The following is a 15,092-nucleotide window of genomic DNA, read 5'->3' on the forward strand; positions in this document are numbered from 1 at the left end:
GCCAGCTTACGCCAAGGTGTTCTTGTAGACGCGCCCGTCCTTCATGATGATTTTCATGTTTCTGTCAGGGTCGGCGACGAGATTGACGTCTGCGATGGGGTCGCCCTCGACCAACAAGACGTCAGCGAAGGCCCCTGGTTCAATGACACCCAATTTGCCCGGATACGGATTGCGCGGACCGGACATCGCCAGCAGTTCGGCGTTCGTGCTGGTCGCCATCACCAGAATCTCCGCATTGGAATACCAACGGGACATGGTCGCGAGGATCGCCCCCTGATTTGGCGTCATCGCGGGGTCAAACAGTATGTCCGTGCCCCATGCGGTCTTCAGATTGTACTTCCGAGCCAAGCCGTAGGCATTGTCCGTGCCGGCAACCATGGTGCGCAACTTCGCCTGGTTTGCCGAGCCTTCGGGATAGGAGTTGGAAAACTCGTTTTCCAGGAAGGGCTGCGACGAAAACCAGACGTCGTTATCGGCCATGATCTTGGCCGTTTCTTCGTCGATCAGCTGACCGTGCTCGATGGCGCGCACCCCGCCGCGAATAGCGGTTTGGATCGCGCGCGGCGTGTAGGCGTGCACGGCGACATAGGTTCCCCAGTTCTCGGCGCATTCGACCGCCGCCCGGAACTCGGCCTCCGTGTATTGGCTCACATCAAGAGGGTCGAAGTTGGAGGCGACGCCGCCGCCCCCAGCCAGTTTGATGCTGGCGCCGAGCATCAGTTGCTCGCGGACGCGCTTCATCACCTGATCCGGTCCGTCAGCGATCATTCCCGCGCCGAGGGACTCGCCTCGCGACAACGCCGCGCCGGGGTGCGCCGGGATCTCGTAAGGATAGCGATAGTCTCCATGACCGCTCGTCTGCGAGATCATGGCTCCAGAAGGCCAAATACGCGGGCCGGGATTGAGCCCGCCGTCGATGGCGCGCTTAAGGCCGAAGGAGGGTCCGGCGAGGTCTCGAATGCTGGTGAAGCCCCGCATCAGGGTCCTCTGGGCCTCCTGGGCCGCAGAGAGATTGATGTAGCCCACATCCGCCGTCATCAGATCCATCATCGGCATCGCGGCCATCATCGCCAGTGGGCGTCGATGAGCCCAGGCATGAGCGTGCGACCTCCGCCATCGATGATCTCGGCACCATCGGCGACGGCAGTGGAAGCCGGATCAAGGGAAAGGATCTTGTTGCCGTCAACGACGACATTTCGCCCTTCAATCAGGCGATGCGACTTGCCATCGAAGATTTTGACATTGGTGAAGACGACCCGCCCCTGCGGCGCGGCCGGCACGTCGGCCCTCGCCTCTTCGGGCCAGAAGGCGGCCGCGCTAACGACTGAAGCCGCGCCGGCAAGGAACGAACGCCGCGAGAACCTGCTCTCCACGAGCGCATTCAATCGCGCAAACCCTGGACTATGACACAGGCAAGTCAGCGCCTGAGCATCGTGCCCTGAGCTGGAGTACATTTGAACATCGAGAGCCCCTCCAAACGTCGCCGCTAGGAACTCACAATCCTGCGTTGGATGTCAATGGGAGCAAGCGCAACCGGCGGGAGCCGTCCTTTGTCGTCCATTTCAAACATCCGTTCAGCCTGCTCTCAGCGCAGCGCCGCCGCGCGGCCCCTCACCCCCCGTGGTGCCGCCGTTTCCACACCTGATAGCCGACGATGGGGGCGAAGCCGCAGAGGAGGGCGGCGATCAGGACCATCCAGAAGCCGCCGCCCAGCCAGTATTCGCCGGCCAGGGCCCCGGCGCCGGCCGCAAGGACCGGGCCGAGCCAGGGCAGCCACGTGGGCGGCCGCATCTTCATTCAGGCGTCGACCTTGATGACGCCGCGACGGATCTGGTCCAGCTCGATGGAGTCGAACAGGGCCTGGAAGTTGCCGTTGCCGAAGCCCTCGTTGCCCTTGCGCTGAATGATCTCGAAGAAGATCGGGCCGAAGGTGTCCTGGGTGAAGATCTGCAGCAGCAGGCCGTCCTCGTCCGAACCGTCGATCAGGATGCGGTTCTTGCGCATCCGCTCCACGTCCTCGCCGTGGTTGGGCAGGCGTTTGTCGATCAGTTCGAAATAGGTCTCGATGGTGTCCTGGAAGTCGACGCCGCGCGCGCGCATGGCCTCGACCGTCTCGAAGATGTTCTCAGTGGTCAGGGCGATGTGCTGGATGCCCTCGCCGTTGTAGCGACGCAGGAACTCCTCGATCTGGGAGTTGTCGTCCTGGCTCTCGTTCAGGGGGATGCGGATGGCGCGGTCGGGCGCGATCATGGCCTGGGAGAACAGGCCGGTCGCCTTGCCCTTGATGTCGAAATACTTCTGCTCTTCGAAGTTGAACACCGAGCCGTAGAAGCCCGACCAGGTGCGCATCTCGCCGCGACGCACGTTGTGGGTCAGGTGGTCCAGGATCTCCAGGCCGACCGAATTCTTGCGCTCGGATTCCTCCCAGCCCTCGATCTCGTCCCAGGCGTCGTACAGGGAGCCGGCGTCGCCATACTGGTCGATGACATAGAGCAGCGAACCGCCGATGCCTTGCAGGATATAGGGATAGTCGTCGCCCAGGGCGCCGCCCGAGACGCCCTGCGCCGGCTTGGCGCCGCGCTCGACCGCGCCCTCATAGGCGGCCTTGGCGTCGCTGGTGCGGAAGGCCATGCCATTGGCCGACGGTCCGTGATCCTTGGCGAAGTCGGCGGCGTGGGCCGCAGGTGAGCGGTGCACCAGGAAGCTGATGTCGCCCTGCTTCAGGCGCACCACGTCGGTCCTGGGGTTCACGTGCGTCTGGGTGAAGCCCATCATCTCCAGACGCGAAATCATCGCCCTGGGCTCGGGGCCGGTGAATTCGACGAATTCGAAACCGTCGACGCCGAGGGGGTTTTCAAGGTCGAGCTTTTCGACCTGAGCCTGGGTCATGTCGTTCATGGCGCGTCTCCCGCACTGATTTTTGAGGCGGGCTTAACCGAAAGGGGCCGCCGATTGGCGCGGAACCTAGTCACAGAAGACGACGGAGCCAAGACGAAGGCACAGGGTCGTGATGGATGCGGCTTGCCAACGGGTGGCGTCATCTGGTCGAAAAGGCGCTGCGGGGAGCGCGGGGGGATCGGTATGGCGGACGCGGAAACGGGGGAGTGCGTGAGAGCGCAGGCCGACTTATGGACGCTGTGGCGCCGGCTGAAAGATCCGTTTCCTGCATGGAGCCTCATTCCCTCAAGCTTTTATACGCCCGGCGCCTGGGGCTATGCAGGCGTGGACTTCCTGAGCGGGTTCCGGCGCAATCCCTCGACCATCAAGGTCTTCGACCTGCTGAAGGACGTGGACGCCGCGACGTTCGACGCCCTGTCGGCCCTGGCCAATCTGAACGCCCGTCGGCAGGACCAGATGCTGCGCGCAGTGATCGTCGCCTATCTGACCATTCCGCTGTCCGTCATCGCCCTGCTGGCCGAAGTCATGGGCGATAGCCTGTTGAGCTTCGTTCGCGAGTATCCCCAGCTGGTGTTTTCGGTCGGGGCGGGGGCCGCCCTGGGGCCGCTGCACTACCTGATGACCCACTGGCGGTCGCGCCAGATCATTGGCGTGCTGGACCTGATCCGCATCGAACGCGGCCAGGCCCCGTTCACCGCGCTGGAATTGCGAGACGAATAGCGTTCAGCCCGGCAGCAGCCGGGTCGCCCATTCGGCGCCGAGGAGCAGGCCGGTCGCGACGGCGCCCAGGATCGTCAGCCAGACGGTGGCGACGGCGCAGCCGGCCAGGACGAACAGGCCGTCGCGCTGGATCAGGCCGACCGACAGCAGGGCCAGGGCGACCGAGGGGATGGTGTTGGTCAGGGGCAGGACGATGGTGACGGTGGCCAGGATCATGAAGACAGCCGCCAGCTTCTCGCCCGGCCCGTCGGCGAAGCGACGCAGGCGCGGGCGCGACAGGCGGTCGATCCAGCCCAGTTTCGTCTCGGCGAAGTCGGCCATGGCCTTCAGCCACTTGCCCTTGCAGCGCAGGTTCAGGAACCAGCGCGGCAGCCACGGCTCCTCGCGCCCGACCAGCATCTGGCCCGCCAGCAGGATGACGATCAGTCCGACGATTTGCGGCACCCCGTAGAGGCCGGGCACCAGGCAGGGGATGGAGAGCAGCAGTATCAGCAGCCCATAGGCGCGCTCGTCCAGCCGGTCGCGGATCTCGTGCAGCGTCAGCCCCGCCTCGCCGCCGTCGTCGGCCAGACGCCGCAACAGGCGGGTGATGTTGTGGCTGACGTCGTCCTGTTGCGCGCCGGGTGTCAGGGGGGCGGGGGTGGTCATGGAAAAGCGCTCTAGCAGGTGGCGGCCAGGCCCGAGGATGACGGAACGCCGCAGGGGTGCTAACGCGCCGTGCCGCCGTAAGGATCGCCATGCTTCGCCTGCTCTATGACCGCGTCTTCGACCTGGCGCGCAGCCGCCATGCGACGAAGGCCCTGGCCGTGGTCTCGTTCGCGGAGAGTTCGTTCTTTCCCATTCCGCCCGACGTGATGCTGGCGCCGATGATTCTGGCGCGGCCGGAGCGGGCCTATTTTTACGCCGGCGTCTGCACCGTCGCCTCGGTGCTGGGCGGGATTCTCGGCTACGCCATCGGCTATTTCCTGACCGATGTCGGTCTGGCGATCATGCGGGTGCTGGGCCATTCGGACGGGCTGGCGCAGTTTCGCGCCTGGTTCGACCAATGGGGGCTGTGGGTCATACTGATCAAGGGGCTGACGCCGATCCCCTACAAGCTGGTTACCATCGCCTCGGGACTGGCCGCATTCAGCTTTCCGGTCTTCATGGGCGCGTCGATCGTCACGCGCGGCGGGCGGTTCTTCCTGGAGGCCTGGATCCTGAAACGCTGGGGGGCGGCCATGCTGGCGCAGGTGGAGAAGCGGCTGGCGTTGTGGAGCGGGATCGCCCTGGTCGTGCTGGTCGGACTGATCGTCGCCGTGAAGCTTCTGTAAGTCGACGGCGGCTTCGGCGCGCGGTAAGGCTTTTCACGATGATCGACGTCTATCGCCTCCTGACCCGTTGGTGGACCGCCTTCGCCCTGGCCGCGTCGCTGGCCATGCTGGGCGCGGCCCATGCCTTCGAGCGGTTCGGCGGGCTGGCGCCCTGCAACCTGTGTCTGAAACAGCGCGAGGTCTATTGGGGCGCGGTCGCGGTGGCGGCGGTCGCCACGGCCTGGACCCTGATCAGCGGCAGCCGACGCGGCACGCCGCGCATCGCCGCCTTCCTGCTGGCGGCGGTCTTTGCGACAGGCGCGGTCACGGCGGTCTTCCACATGGGCGGCGAATACGGCTGGTGGGCCCTGCCTGCGACCTGTTCGTCGGTCGGCGGCTCGGTCGATATGGACAGTCTGACGGCCCTGGCGCTCGGCACGGGTCCGGTGGTCAAGGTGATCGGCTGCAGCGACGTGGCCTGGAGTTGGCTGGGCCTGTCGATGGCGGGATGGAACGCCCTCATCGTCTCCGCGCTTGCGGTGTTCAGCCTGCTGGCGGCCAAACGCCCCAAGGACGCCCGCGCGCCCCGTATCGAGAAGGCCTGATCCGATGAGCGGCTCCATCCCTCTGCCCAGACCCGGACGCGGCGCCGACAAGGCGCGGATGGACGAGATCCTGCGGGTCGATCATGCCGGGGAATACGCGGCCGTCCTAATCTATCGCGCGCAGAAGGCGGTGTTCGAGGGACGCAAGGCGCACGGCGACATGGTGCGCGACCTGGGCGAGATGCAGGACCAGGAAGCGGTGCATCTGGCCCGGTTCGACCGGCTGCTGAATGAACGCCGGGTGCGGCCCACGGTCATGACGCCCCTGTGGCGGATCGCGGCCTCGGCGCTCGGCGCCGGCACAGCCCTGATGGGCGAGAAGGCGGCGCACGCCTGCACCGAGGCGGTCGAGAGCGTGATCGAGAAACACTATGCCGACCAGATCGCCGAGATCGGCGACCGCGACCCGGCCCTGGCCGCCGAGCTGAAACAGTTCCGCGACGAGGAACTGGCGCACCACGACCACGCCATCGACCATGGCAGCCGCGAGGCGCCGGCCTATCGGCTGCTGAGCGGGGTGATCAAGGCGGGGTGCCGGGTGGCGATCAAGGTCAGCGAGAAGGTCTAAAGACCACGCCCGCCCATCGTCGCCGCAGCCACCTATAATCGTCATCCTCGCCCTTGTGGCGAGGATCCATACTCCCGGTCTTTGAGGCCGGGACCCCTGTGGATGTACCGGGAGTATGGATCCTAGGGACAAGCCTTAGGATGACGGAGCCAGGGGTGTGCGGTCCCCTTCAGTAAATCTCGAACAATCCCGCCGCCCCCATGCCGCCGCCGATGCACATGGTGACGACGCCGTATTTGGCGCCGCGGCGTTTGCCCTCGATCAGGACGTGGCCGGTCATGCGGGCGCCGGACATGCCGTAGGGGTGGCCGATGGAGATGGCGCCGCCCGAGACGTTCAGCAGGTCGTCGGGGATGCCCAGCTGGTCGCGGCAGTACAGGACCTGGACGGCGAAGGCCTCGTTCAGCTCCCAGATGCCGATGTCGTCCACCGTCAGGCCGTGGCGCTTCAACAGCTTGGGCACCGCATATACCGGGCCGATGCCCATTTCGTCCGGTTCGCAACCGGCCACCGCCATGCCGCGATAGACGCCGAGCGGCTGCAGATTGCGTTTCACCGCCTCGCCGGCCTCCATCAGCACGCAGGCCGAGGCGCCGTCGGACAGCTGCGAGGCGTTGCCGGCGGTTATGAACTCGCCCTGCTCGATCTCTTCGCCGCCGCCGAAGACGGGCTTGAGGGACTTCAGGCCTTCCAGGGTGGTTTCGGGACGGTTGCCCTCGTCCTTGGACAGGGTCACGGCCTTGGACGAGGTCTCGCCGGTCGCCTTGTCCGTCACCAGCATGGCGGTGGTCATCGGCACGATCTCGGCGTCGAACCGTCCGGCCGCTTGGGCCGCGGCCGTGCGCTGCTGGGACTGAAGCGCGTATTCGTCCTGGCGGTCGCGGTCGATGCCATAGCGACGCGACACGACCTCGGCCGTCTCCAGCATCGACATATAGATGTGGGGCGACAGCTTCAGCAGCTCTTCGTCCTTCATCCGGTACAGGTTCATGTGCTGGTTCTGGACCAGGGAGATCGACTCCAGCCCGCCGCCGACCGCCATCTTCTGCTGATCGAACACCACCTGTTTGGCCGCCGTGGCGATGCCCATCAGGCCCGAGGCGCACTGGCGGTCCAGGCTCATGCCCGGCACGGACGAGGGCAGGCCGGCGGCCAGGGCGACCTGGCGGGCGATGTTGGTGCCGGTCGAACCCTGCTGCAGGGCCGCGCCCATGACAACGTCCTCGATCTCGGCCGCCTCGACGCCGGCGCGGGCCACGGCGTGTTTCACCGCATGGGCGCCCAGCTGCTGCGCCTGGGTGTCGTTGAAGGCACCGCGATAGGCCCGGCCGATCGGCGTGCGGGCGGTGGAGACGATGACGGCTTCGCGCATCTTCGATGCTTCCTTTGCTTGGCCTATCGCGCGTTCGCGCTACTTGAGGCCGTTTCCTCTGGAGTGAAGTTAGGCGCCTGCCGCCACGTCAACGCAACCCTCTCCCATAGGGAGAGGGCTTGAGCACCCGAGAGCCGTCAGGCGATCGGTCTTGGTGCGAAAGGGTGAGGGGTTAGGCTGTGCGACGCGATTGACACCGTACCCCCTCATCCGGCCCTACTGGCCAACTTCTCCCCATGGGAGAAGGGGCAGGATCAGATCGTCAGCCTGCGTGCGCCTTCTGGGCCTTGGTCAGTTCGATCATGCCCTGGGCGGCGCCCATGTCCGGAACGATCTCGTCGGCGCGATCCGAGATGGCGTCGAAGCGGGCGGCGACCTGTTCGGGCGCATCCTCGCCTGCGATGAACGTTCCTTGCGTCAAGGTGACATAGGCGCGCTCGAACCCGCCGGCGCCGGCGGCCAGGATGGCGCGGCTGGGGGCGTCACGGCTGACCAGGTACAGAAGACCCGGCGTCACCAGGGAAGGAGACAGGGCCTCCAGCGGAAGCGCCGCGCCGAGGTCCTCGGTCATGCGGGTGTGGGCGGTGGGCGCCAGGCAGTTGACGCGAATGTCGTTCTTGGCCCCCTCGATCGACAGGGTCTGCATCAGGCCGACCAGGGCCATCTTGGCCGCGCCATAGTTGGCCTGGCCGAAGTTGCCGTACAGGCCCGAGGACGAGGTTGTCATCACGATCCGGCCGTAGTTCTGCCCCCGCATGATCTCCCACACCGCCTTGGTGCAATTGACCGCCCCCATCAGATGGACGTCGAGGACGAAGCGGAAATCCTCGATCTCCATCTTGGCGAAACTCTTGTCGCGCAGGACGCCGGCGTTGTTGACCAGAATGTCGATCCGGCCCCATTTGGCCATGGCCTGATCGACCATGGCCTGAACCGCCGCGAAGTCTGTGACGGAGGCCGCATTGGCGATGGCCTCGCCGCCCGCGGCCTCGATTTCGGCGACTACGGCCTCGGCGGCGCTGGCCGATCCGCCCGAGCCGTCGCGCGCGCCGCCCAGGTCGTTGACCACCACCCGGGCCCCGCGCGCCGCCAGCGCCAGAGCATGCTCTCGCCCCAGGCCTCCGCCCGCGCCCGTCACGATCGCCACCTGTCCGTCAAATCGCATCGCCATAATCATCGTCTCCAGCGGGCGGCCATGTGTTGAAACGGCGCCACAGTCGTCACAATCCTAGCCCGAGTGCGGAACCGCGCGCCAGCGACCTAGTTTAGCTCGGGAACGTCGACTATATTGCTCGGCTTCAGACACATTATGAATGAGGAAGCAGATGAAGCTGAAACTTCTGGCATCCGTAGCGGCAGCGGGGCTCTTCGTAGCCGGCGCGGCTTCGGCGGAACCCAATGGCTGGTATGGCGCGATCGACGCCGGTTACCGTGTGATGGACGACATCAACATGGAAGCCGCTTCGACGGGCTTCAACCATGTTTATGAAGCTGAGCAAGGCTGGGCGGCGTTCGCGCGTCTGGGCTATCGCTTCAACCCCAACTGGCGGGTTGAGCTGGAAGGCGGCTATCGCTCGGGCGATATCGGCACCGTGCGCGCGCCCAACGACGGCGTCGGTGGCGTCTGCAACCTGACTCCGGCGACGGGTCCTTGCTACTCTCCCGAAGGCGACATCGAGTCGACGACTTTGATGGCCAACGTCATCTATGACTTCGGCTACGAAGCTTGGGGCATCCGTCCGTTCGTCGGCCTCGGCGCCGGTGTGAACCGCGTCAAGACCAACACCATCGGCAACCTTCGCGACAATCGCGGTGCGACGTTCACGGTCGATGACGACTCCACCGAGTTCGCCGCTCAGGCGATTGCGGGTCTGGCCTGGGCGATCGGTGATCGCACCAACATCGATCTGACCTATCGCTATCTGACCGGCGACATGTCCTTCAACAGCTCGGCGGTCGGCGATGCGCGCTACACCACCGAATGGGACGGCGACTACGATCAGTCGCACACCGTGACCCTGGGTCTGCGCTACAGCTTCGGTGCGGAAGAGATGGCTCCCCCGCCGCCTCCCCCGCCGCCTCCGCCTCCCCCGCCTCCCCCGCCGCCTCCGCCGCCTCCGCCGGCCCCGGCCGCGCCGGTCGCTCGTCAGTTCGTGGTCTACTTCGACTGGGATCGCTCGGACCTGACGGCGGAAGCCCGCTCGGTGGTCACTCAAGCCGCCAACTACGCCAAGTCGGGCGCTCCGACCCGCGTCCTGATCGTCGGCTACACCGACACCTCGGGTTCGGCCGCCTATAACGTGGGTCTGTCCAACCGCCGTTCGCGCACCGTCGCGGACTCGCTGGTTGCTGCAGGCGTCAACGGCGGCGTCATCGCCCTCGACGGCAAGGGCGAGACCAACCTCGCCAAGCCGACCGCCGACGGTGTGCGCGAACCGCTCAACCGCCGCGCGACCATCGACATCAACTTCTAAGACCCGAAGGTCGCCGGTCAGGTTCGTCCAGACCGGCGACCACAGGATCATGGAAGACGTCGAATCCAAGACATCGAACCGTCGTCGCCGTCCTGGCGTCGGCGGTTTTGATGTTAGAAAAGCACGTGCTGCATCAGGTTTAGGTGAACGACGCTTGTGTCGTCGATTTCGGTTGATCGGCCTTAATCCGCGCGACACAAGGGCGGCGATGATCCGGTTTTTTAAACGTCCTGATTGCGCCGGTCGCGCCCGATCCCAGATTGCGAATATCGTGTCGGACATGAGAGGCTCCGCCTAGTGGTGGACCTTCGTTCTTCCTCCAGGCTCTTGTCGGCGCGTCGCCGCCGTCGGTATCGCCTGCGCGCCGAAGCCGGTCGGCCGGATGCGCACCTGCGCCTGCGGGGAGTGGAGACGTCTGTTTCCGCCAGTGTTTCCAACTTTCCCGTGCCCATGCGCCGCGGCGTCAGCGCCTTGGCCGGGCGTCGATTCCTGATCGTTTCGGCGCCGTTCGGATCTTTCGGCAGGGTGATGGCGTCGGTGCTGGAGGCGCGCGGAGCTTCAGTGAACCGCATGATCTTCAACGCCGGCGACGTCCTGAACTGGATGCGGCCGGGCGGGCTGACCTTCTCGGGCACCGCCCAAGCCTGGGCGGACGGCTTGGCCGATCTGGCCGCAGGTTTCACCGACATCATCGTGTTCGGAGAGGCCGGTCCCTATAACCGCGCTGTGCTGGCGGCGTCCGAGGCGCTGGATTGCCGGGTGTGGGTGCTGGAGAACGGCTATTTCCGACCCGACTGGGTGACGGTCGAGCGCGATGGCGTCAACGGGTCCAGCCCCTTGCCGCGCTTCCGCGACGGCTATCCGGAGCCGGCCCCGAAACTGGCCGAACCGATAACGGTCGGAAAGATTCTGCCGCACCATGTGACCAACATCAGCGCCTATCATGCGGTCCAGATCCTGGGCGGGGCGCTGTTTCCGCACTACGTCGCCCCCTATGTCTTTTCCCCCCTGAAACAGTGCGTCGGCCATATCCGCCGCTATGTCGGTCTGGCGTTCCGTAGGGCCGAGACCTGTGACGCGCAGGTGATCCGTGCGCGCGGGGATTTCTTCATCGCGTGCCTCCAGCGCGAAGGCGACGCGCAGTTGCTGCGCTATTCGCGTTACGCCGACAACCGCACTTTCCTCGTAGCGGTCATGGCCAGTTTCGCGGCGCATGCGCCGGCGGGCGCGCGGCTGGTGGTCAAGAATCACCCGCTGGATCCCGGCCTGGTGAACCTGCGCGCCGTGACGCTTCGACTGGCGCAAGAGCACGGACTGCAGGGACGGGTGGACTTCATCGACGGCGGCAATCTGGCCTCTTTGTGCCGGGCGTCGCGGGGGATGGTGGTCAACAACTCCAGCGCCGCCCTGTCGGCCCTGGGCTTCCATACGCCCGTCAAGGTGATGGGAGACGCCTTCTTCGACTTCGATGGCCTGACCGACCAGCAGCCGCTCGATCGATTCTGGTCCGCCCCCCAGGCGCCGGACACGGCGCTGTTCGCGCGGTTCCGCGCCCATGTGATCGCCCAGAGCCAGGTCAACGGCAACTTCCACGAGCCCAAGGCCATCGCCCGCACGGCGGTTGGCATTGCGGACGTTTTCGAACGCGCGGCCGTTCCGGCCTCCAGCCGAAGCTGAGTGTGACCCTTACGCCACCCTGTGGCGTTGTCATCGCTCTGTCACACAACTGTCGTCCAGCGGTTCAACATCGGTCCTAGAGGGGGCGGGATTGAGACATGCAGGTCGCATGTCCCAGACCATTTTCGGTCCACCAGCTGGGGATAGCTAATGACCTTCCGTAAACTGGCGTACGGCGCTTCGGCCGCCGCCATCATGATGTCGGCCTCGACGGCCGTGTTCGCGCAGGAAACCACCGGGGCGATCTCCGGCGGCGTCTATGACGCGGCCGGCATGCCTGTCGCCGGCGCCACCGTCAGCGTGACGCACGTTCCGACCGGCACGGTGTCGACAACCGTCACGGACGCCAACGGCCAGTTCTCGGCGCGCAACCTGCGCGTCGGCGGCCCCTTCATCGTCCGCTCGGCCTCCAGCGCCGGTGAAGCGGTCAGCCAGGTGGCTTCGATCGGCATCGGCACGCCCGCCTCGGTCGAACTGATCATCGCCGGTTCGGAAGCCAGCAGCGCGTCGGATCTGGGCGACATCGTCGTGACCGGCGTCGCCGGCGGCGGTCTGCGGACCTCGCCGCGTTCGAACATCGGTCTGGACGGCATCGAAACCCTTCCCACCGTCGCTCGCGACATCCGCGACTTCGTGCGCACCACGCCCTTCGCCACCGTTGACGCGTCGAACAACGACGCCCTGTCCATCGGCGGCCAGAACAACCGCTACAACGCCTTCCTGGTGGACGGCACCCGCCAGGGCGACGATTTCGGCCTGCAAAGCAACGGCTATCCGACGCAGCGTTCGCCCATCTCCATCTCCGCCCTGCAAGCCGTCAGCGTCGACGTCGCCCCTTATGACGTCCAGTACGGCAACTTCACCGGCGGCGTCGTCAACTCGGTGACCAAGTCCGGCACCAACGAGTTCCACGGCGAAGTCTTCTACGAGAAGACCGATCAGGACCTGCAAGGCGACACCTACACCTACGACGACTTCCAGACCGGTCAGACCCGCAGCGTCGATCTGTCGGAATCCGAGTTCGAGGAAAAGACCTGGGGCGCCACCCTCAGCGGCCCGGTCATCAAGGACCGTCTGTTCTTCCTGCTGAACTACGAAAAGTATGAATCCTCGCAGCCCGTGCTGACGGGGCCTGAAGGTTCCGGCGCGCCCGTCGAAGTGCCCGGCATCACCCAGGCCCAGGTCGATCAGGTTCGCGCGATCTCCCAGGACGTCTACGGCTATGATCCGCTGGGCGCCGTCGCCGACGCGCTGGAGATCACCGACGAGAAGTATTTCGGCAAGCTCGACTGGAACATCAACGACCGCCACCGCGCCGTTGTCTCGTATCAGCAGACCGAAGGCGGCGACCTGCGCCTGAACAACACCAGCACCAGCACCTCGACGCCCAGCGTCGGCCTGCTGTCCTCGGCCTATGTGCTGGAATCCAACCTGAAAACCTACAAGGCCCAGCTGTTCTCGGACTGGACCGACCGCCTGTCGACCGAACTGTCGGTGTCGCGCAAGGAAGTCGAGAACATCTCCAGCCCGCTGGCCGGCGCTGATTTCGCCGCCTTCCAGGTTTATCTGGATGATCCGGGCGGTCCGAACCCGCGCCGCTCGATCCGTTTCGGGCCGGAGCGTTCGCGTCACGCCAACCAGCTGACCAACGACGTCGACCAGTTCCGCGCGGTCGCCACCTACCGCGCCGACGGCGGACATAACTTCACCTTCGGCTACGAGCGTGAAAACACCGAAGTCTTCAACCTGTTCGTCCAGTTCGCGAACGGCGAGTACGAATTCGCCTCGCTGGAAGACTTTGAAGCCGGCCGCGCCTCTTCGATCGGCTATCAGAGCGCCGCGTCGAACAACAAGAACGATGCGGGCGCCCAGTTCAGCTACGCGCTGAACACCCTGTTCTTCCAGGACGAATGGCAGGTCAACTCGGCCCTGACCATCAACGCTGGTCTGCGCTTCGACTGGTACGAATCCGATGACAAGCCGCTGGCCAACCCGGCCTTCGAGGAAACCTACGGCTTCGCCAGCAACGAGAACATCGACGGCATCTCGGTGCTGCAGCCGCGTCTGGGCTTCAACTGGCGCGCCACCGACAGCCTGACCGTCTACGGCGGCATCGGTCGCTTCCAGGGCGGTTCGCCGAACGTCTGGATCTCGAACAACTACACCAACACCGGCAATCTGGTGGGCATCTTCCAGTGCCGCCGTGACGGCTATTCCTCGCAGTTCGCGGGGTCCTTCCCGGTCTGCTCGGCCGAGGAACTGGCGGCCCTGGACAATGTGGACGGCTTCAACGTCGCCCCGATCGCCCAGCAAGGCGTGACCGAAAGCGCCGCTCTCGGCACCGGTACGATCAACGTCATCGACCCGACGTTCCAGACGCCTTCCATCTGGAAGACGTCGCTGGGCGCCATCAAGACCTTCGACCTGAACCGCTGGGGCATGGGCGACGGCTGGACCGTGAGCGCCGAATACGTGCACTCGGAAGCTGACCGCGCCATCGGCTGGGTCGATCTGAACCTGGAACGTCAGCGCAGCCAGGACGCGCCTGACGGTCGTCCGACCTTCTTCGGCCCGGTCGACAATCCGACGCAAACCACGCTGATGCTGACCAACACCGAAGGCGGCGAGACGGATCAGTTCGCCATCTCGCTGAACAAGGATTGGTATGACGGCTGGGCGCGCGGCCTGGGCTTCAACTTCTCCTACACCTACCTGGACTCGACCGAACAGAACCCGGGCACCTCGTCCGTGGCCCTGTCGAACTATCAGCAGGTTGCGGCCATCGACCCCAACCAGTTGGAAGTCTCGCCGTCCAACTATGAGGTCAAGGACGCCTTCAAGCTGAACCTCAGCTACAGCCGCGCCTTCTTCGGCGACTACATGACCCGCATCAATCTGTTCGGTCAGCGTCTGTCGGGTCACAACTTCAGCTACGCCTACGGCACCGGTGTGAACCAGATGTACGGGGAAATCTCCTCGCAACAGCGCGGCCTGTTCTATGTGCCGCAAGCTGACGGTTCGGGCCTTGTCACCGCCGCCAGCGATCCGATCGTCACCTATGCGGCCGGTTTCGACTTCGACGGCTTCAACGAATATCTGCAGCGCACCGGCCTGATCGGCTACGCGGGACAGATTTCGCCGCGTAACGCCTTCCAGTCGCCCAAGATCACCACCTTCGACCTGCACATCGAACAGGAACTGCCGGCCTTCTTCCCCGGCGGCGCGCGCCTGTCGCTGTATGCAGACGTCGAAAATATCGGCAACATGCTGAACGACGAGTGGGGCGTGATCCAACAAGTCGGCTTCCCCTACTATTCGACCGACGTCACGGCGGCGAACTGCCAAGTGGCGGGCTCGGGCTGCGCCGCAGGCGTGGGGAACTTCTACGAGTACCGTGGCGTCTTCCAGGACTCCGCCGCATCGTCGGGCTTCAGCAGCGCGTCGGTCTGGCAGGCCAAGATCGGCGTCCGCTACAAGTTCTAAGCG

At 65.3% G+C, this 15,092-nt stretch carries 14 protein-coding genes; 7 read left to right on the plus strand and 7 right to left on the minus strand.

Features of this window, described 5'->3' with window-relative positions; all coding sequences use genetic code 11:
* Positions 1 to 6: 6 nt before the first annotated feature.
* The 4 genes from ACODSC_RS11205 to hppD all read right to left on the minus strand — a co-directional run bounded on the left by ACODSC_RS11205 (position 7) and on the right by hppD (position 2,898).
* Positions 7 to 1,056, minus strand: a complete 1,050-nt coding sequence (locus ACODSC_RS11205; RefSeq protein WP_488813991.1) for a metal-dependent hydrolase family protein — start codon at positions 1,054 to 1,056, stop codon at positions 7 to 9.
* 8 nt (positions 1,057 to 1,064) lie between these two features.
* Positions 1,065 to 1,385 (minus strand): amidohydrolase family protein, encoded by a 321-nt coding sequence (locus ACODSC_RS11210; RefSeq protein ID WP_488813992.1) that lies wholly within the window; start codon positions 1,383 to 1,385, stop codon positions 1,065 to 1,067.
* A 226-nt stretch (positions 1,386 to 1,611) separates the two neighbouring features.
* Entirely contained in the window at positions 1,612 to 1,791 is a 180-nt protein-coding gene (locus tag ACODSC_RS11215) for a hypothetical protein (RefSeq protein WP_488813993.1), read from the minus strand.
* 6 nt (positions 1,792 to 1,797) lie between these two features.
* Complete coding sequence (gene hppD, locus ACODSC_RS11220) at positions 1,798 to 2,898, minus strand: 4-hydroxyphenylpyruvate dioxygenase (protein ID WP_488813994.1); 1,101 nt, start codon at positions 2,896 to 2,898, stop codon at positions 1,798 to 1,800.
* A 183-nt stretch (positions 2,899 to 3,081) separates the two neighbouring features.
* On the opposite strand from hppD, the gene ACODSC_RS11225 reads away from it, so the two are divergent.
* Positions 3,082 to 3,618, plus strand: a complete 537-nt coding sequence (locus tag ACODSC_RS11225; RefSeq protein ID WP_488813995.1) for a hypothetical protein — start codon at positions 3,082 to 3,084, stop codon at positions 3,616 to 3,618.
* A gap of 3 nt (positions 3,619 to 3,621) precedes the next feature.
* Here the strand turns inward: ACODSC_RS11225 and ACODSC_RS11230 are convergent, their stop codons facing one another.
* Positions 3,622 to 4,266 carry an exopolysaccharide biosynthesis protein gene (locus ACODSC_RS11230; RefSeq protein WP_488813996.1) on the minus strand — a complete coding sequence of 215 codons (645 nt, stop codon included), beginning with the start codon at positions 4,264 to 4,266 and terminating at the stop codon, positions 3,622 to 3,624.
* 89 nt (positions 4,267 to 4,355) lie between these two features.
* Between ACODSC_RS11230 and ACODSC_RS11235 the strand changes: the two genes are divergently transcribed.
* The 3 genes from ACODSC_RS11235 to ACODSC_RS11245 are packed head-to-tail and all read left to right on the plus strand — an operon-like array spanning position 4,356 to position 6,083.
* Positions 4,356 to 4,931, plus strand: coding sequence for a YqaA family protein (locus tag ACODSC_RS11235; protein ID WP_488813997.1), 576 nt, complete (start codon positions 4,356 to 4,358; stop codon positions 4,929 to 4,931).
* Between the two features lie 38 nt (positions 4,932 to 4,969).
* A complete protein-coding gene (locus ACODSC_RS11240; RefSeq protein ID WP_488813998.1) occupies positions 4,970 to 5,515 on the plus strand; it encodes a disulfide bond formation protein B in 546 nt (181 codons plus the stop codon).
* Positions 5,516 to 5,519: 4 nt separating this feature from the next.
* Positions 5,520 to 6,083, plus strand: a complete 564-nt coding sequence (locus ACODSC_RS11245) for a demethoxyubiquinone hydroxylase family protein (RefSeq protein ID WP_488813999.1) — start codon at positions 5,520 to 5,522, stop codon at positions 6,081 to 6,083.
* 169 nt (positions 6,084 to 6,252) lie between these two features.
* Here the strand turns inward: ACODSC_RS11245 and ACODSC_RS11250 are convergent, their stop codons facing one another.
* Positions 6,253 to 7,455: an acetyl-CoA C-acyltransferase gene (locus ACODSC_RS11250; protein WP_488814000.1), complete on the minus strand. Its 1,203-nt coding sequence runs from the start codon at positions 7,453 to 7,455 to the stop codon at positions 6,253 to 6,255.
* Positions 7,456 to 7,717: 262 nt separating this feature from the next.
* Positions 7,718 to 8,626, minus strand: coding sequence for an SDR family NAD(P)-dependent oxidoreductase (locus ACODSC_RS11255; RefSeq protein ID WP_488814001.1), 909 nt, complete (start codon positions 8,624 to 8,626; stop codon positions 7,718 to 7,720).
* A 154-nt stretch (positions 8,627 to 8,780) separates the two neighbouring features.
* On the opposite strand from ACODSC_RS11255, the gene ACODSC_RS11260 reads away from it, so the two are divergent.
* The 3 genes from ACODSC_RS11260 to ACODSC_RS11270 all read left to right on the plus strand — a co-directional run bounded on the left by ACODSC_RS11260 (position 8,781) and on the right by ACODSC_RS11270 (position 15,089).
* Complete coding sequence (locus ACODSC_RS11260; RefSeq protein ID WP_488814002.1) at positions 8,781 to 9,929, plus strand: OmpA family protein; 1,149 nt, start codon at positions 8,781 to 8,783, stop codon at positions 9,927 to 9,929.
* 570 nt (positions 9,930 to 10,499) lie between these two features.
* Positions 10,500 to 11,606: a capsular polysaccharide export protein, LipB/KpsS family gene (locus ACODSC_RS11265; RefSeq protein WP_488814066.1), complete on the plus strand. Its 1,107-nt coding sequence runs from the start codon at positions 10,500 to 10,502 to the stop codon at positions 11,604 to 11,606.
* Positions 11,607 to 11,756: 150 nt separating this feature from the next.
* The gene (locus tag ACODSC_RS11270) at positions 11,757 to 15,089 is read left to right on the plus strand and encodes a TonB-dependent receptor (RefSeq protein ID WP_488814003.1); all 3,333 of its coding nucleotides are present in this window, start codon (positions 11,757 to 11,759) and stop codon (positions 15,087 to 15,089) included.
* The last annotated feature ends 3 nt before the right edge of the window (positions 15,090 to 15,092 follow it).

The organism is Brevundimonas sp. FG128 (assembly GCF_057809775.1).

What these genes read in the sequence shown, in the direction of transcription:
- ACODSC_RS11205 (WP_488813991.1), bottom strand. Translation starts at nt 1,056, where the DNA reads ATGCCGATGATGGATCTGATGACGGCGGATGTGGGCTACATCAATCTC.
- ACODSC_RS11215 (WP_488813993.1), bottom strand. Translation starts at nt 1,791, where the DNA reads ATGCGGCCGCCCACGTGGCTGCCCTGGCTCGGCCCGGTCCTTGCGGCC.
- hppD (WP_488813994.1), bottom strand. Translation starts at nt 2,898, where the DNA reads ATGAACGACATGACCCAGGCTCAGGTCGAAAAGCTCGACCTTGAAAAC.
- ACODSC_RS11225 (WP_488813995.1), top strand. Translation starts at nt 3,082, where the DNA reads ATGGCGGACGCGGAAACGGGGGAGTGCGTGAGAGCGCAGGCCGACTTA.
- ACODSC_RS11230 (WP_488813996.1), bottom strand. Translation starts at nt 4,266, where the DNA reads ATGACCACCCCCGCCCCCCTGACACCCGGCGCGCAACAGGACGACGTC.
- ACODSC_RS11235 (WP_488813997.1), top strand. Translation starts at nt 4,356, where the DNA reads ATGCTTCGCCTGCTCTATGACCGCGTCTTCGACCTGGCGCGCAGCCGC.
- ACODSC_RS11240 (WP_488813998.1), top strand. Translation starts at nt 4,970, where the DNA reads ATGATCGACGTCTATCGCCTCCTGACCCGTTGGTGGACCGCCTTCGCC.
- ACODSC_RS11245 (WP_488813999.1), top strand. Translation starts at nt 5,520, where the DNA reads ATGAGCGGCTCCATCCCTCTGCCCAGACCCGGACGCGGCGCCGACAAG.
- ACODSC_RS11250 (WP_488814000.1), bottom strand. Translation starts at nt 7,455, where the DNA reads ATGCGCGAAGCCGTCATCGTCTCCACCGCCCGCACGCCGATCGGCCGG.
- ACODSC_RS11255 (WP_488814001.1), bottom strand. Translation starts at nt 8,626, where the DNA reads ATGGCGATGCGATTTGACGGACAGGTGGCGATCGTGACGGGCGCGGGC.
- ACODSC_RS11260 (WP_488814002.1), top strand. Translation starts at nt 8,781, where the DNA reads ATGAAGCTGAAACTTCTGGCATCCGTAGCGGCAGCGGGGCTCTTCGTA.
- ACODSC_RS11265 (WP_488814066.1), top strand. Translation starts at nt 10,500, where the DNA reads ATGATCTTCAACGCCGGCGACGTCCTGAACTGGATGCGGCCGGGCGGG.
- ACODSC_RS11270 (WP_488814003.1), top strand. Translation starts at nt 11,757, where the DNA reads ATGACCTTCCGTAAACTGGCGTACGGCGCTTCGGCCGCCGCCATCATG.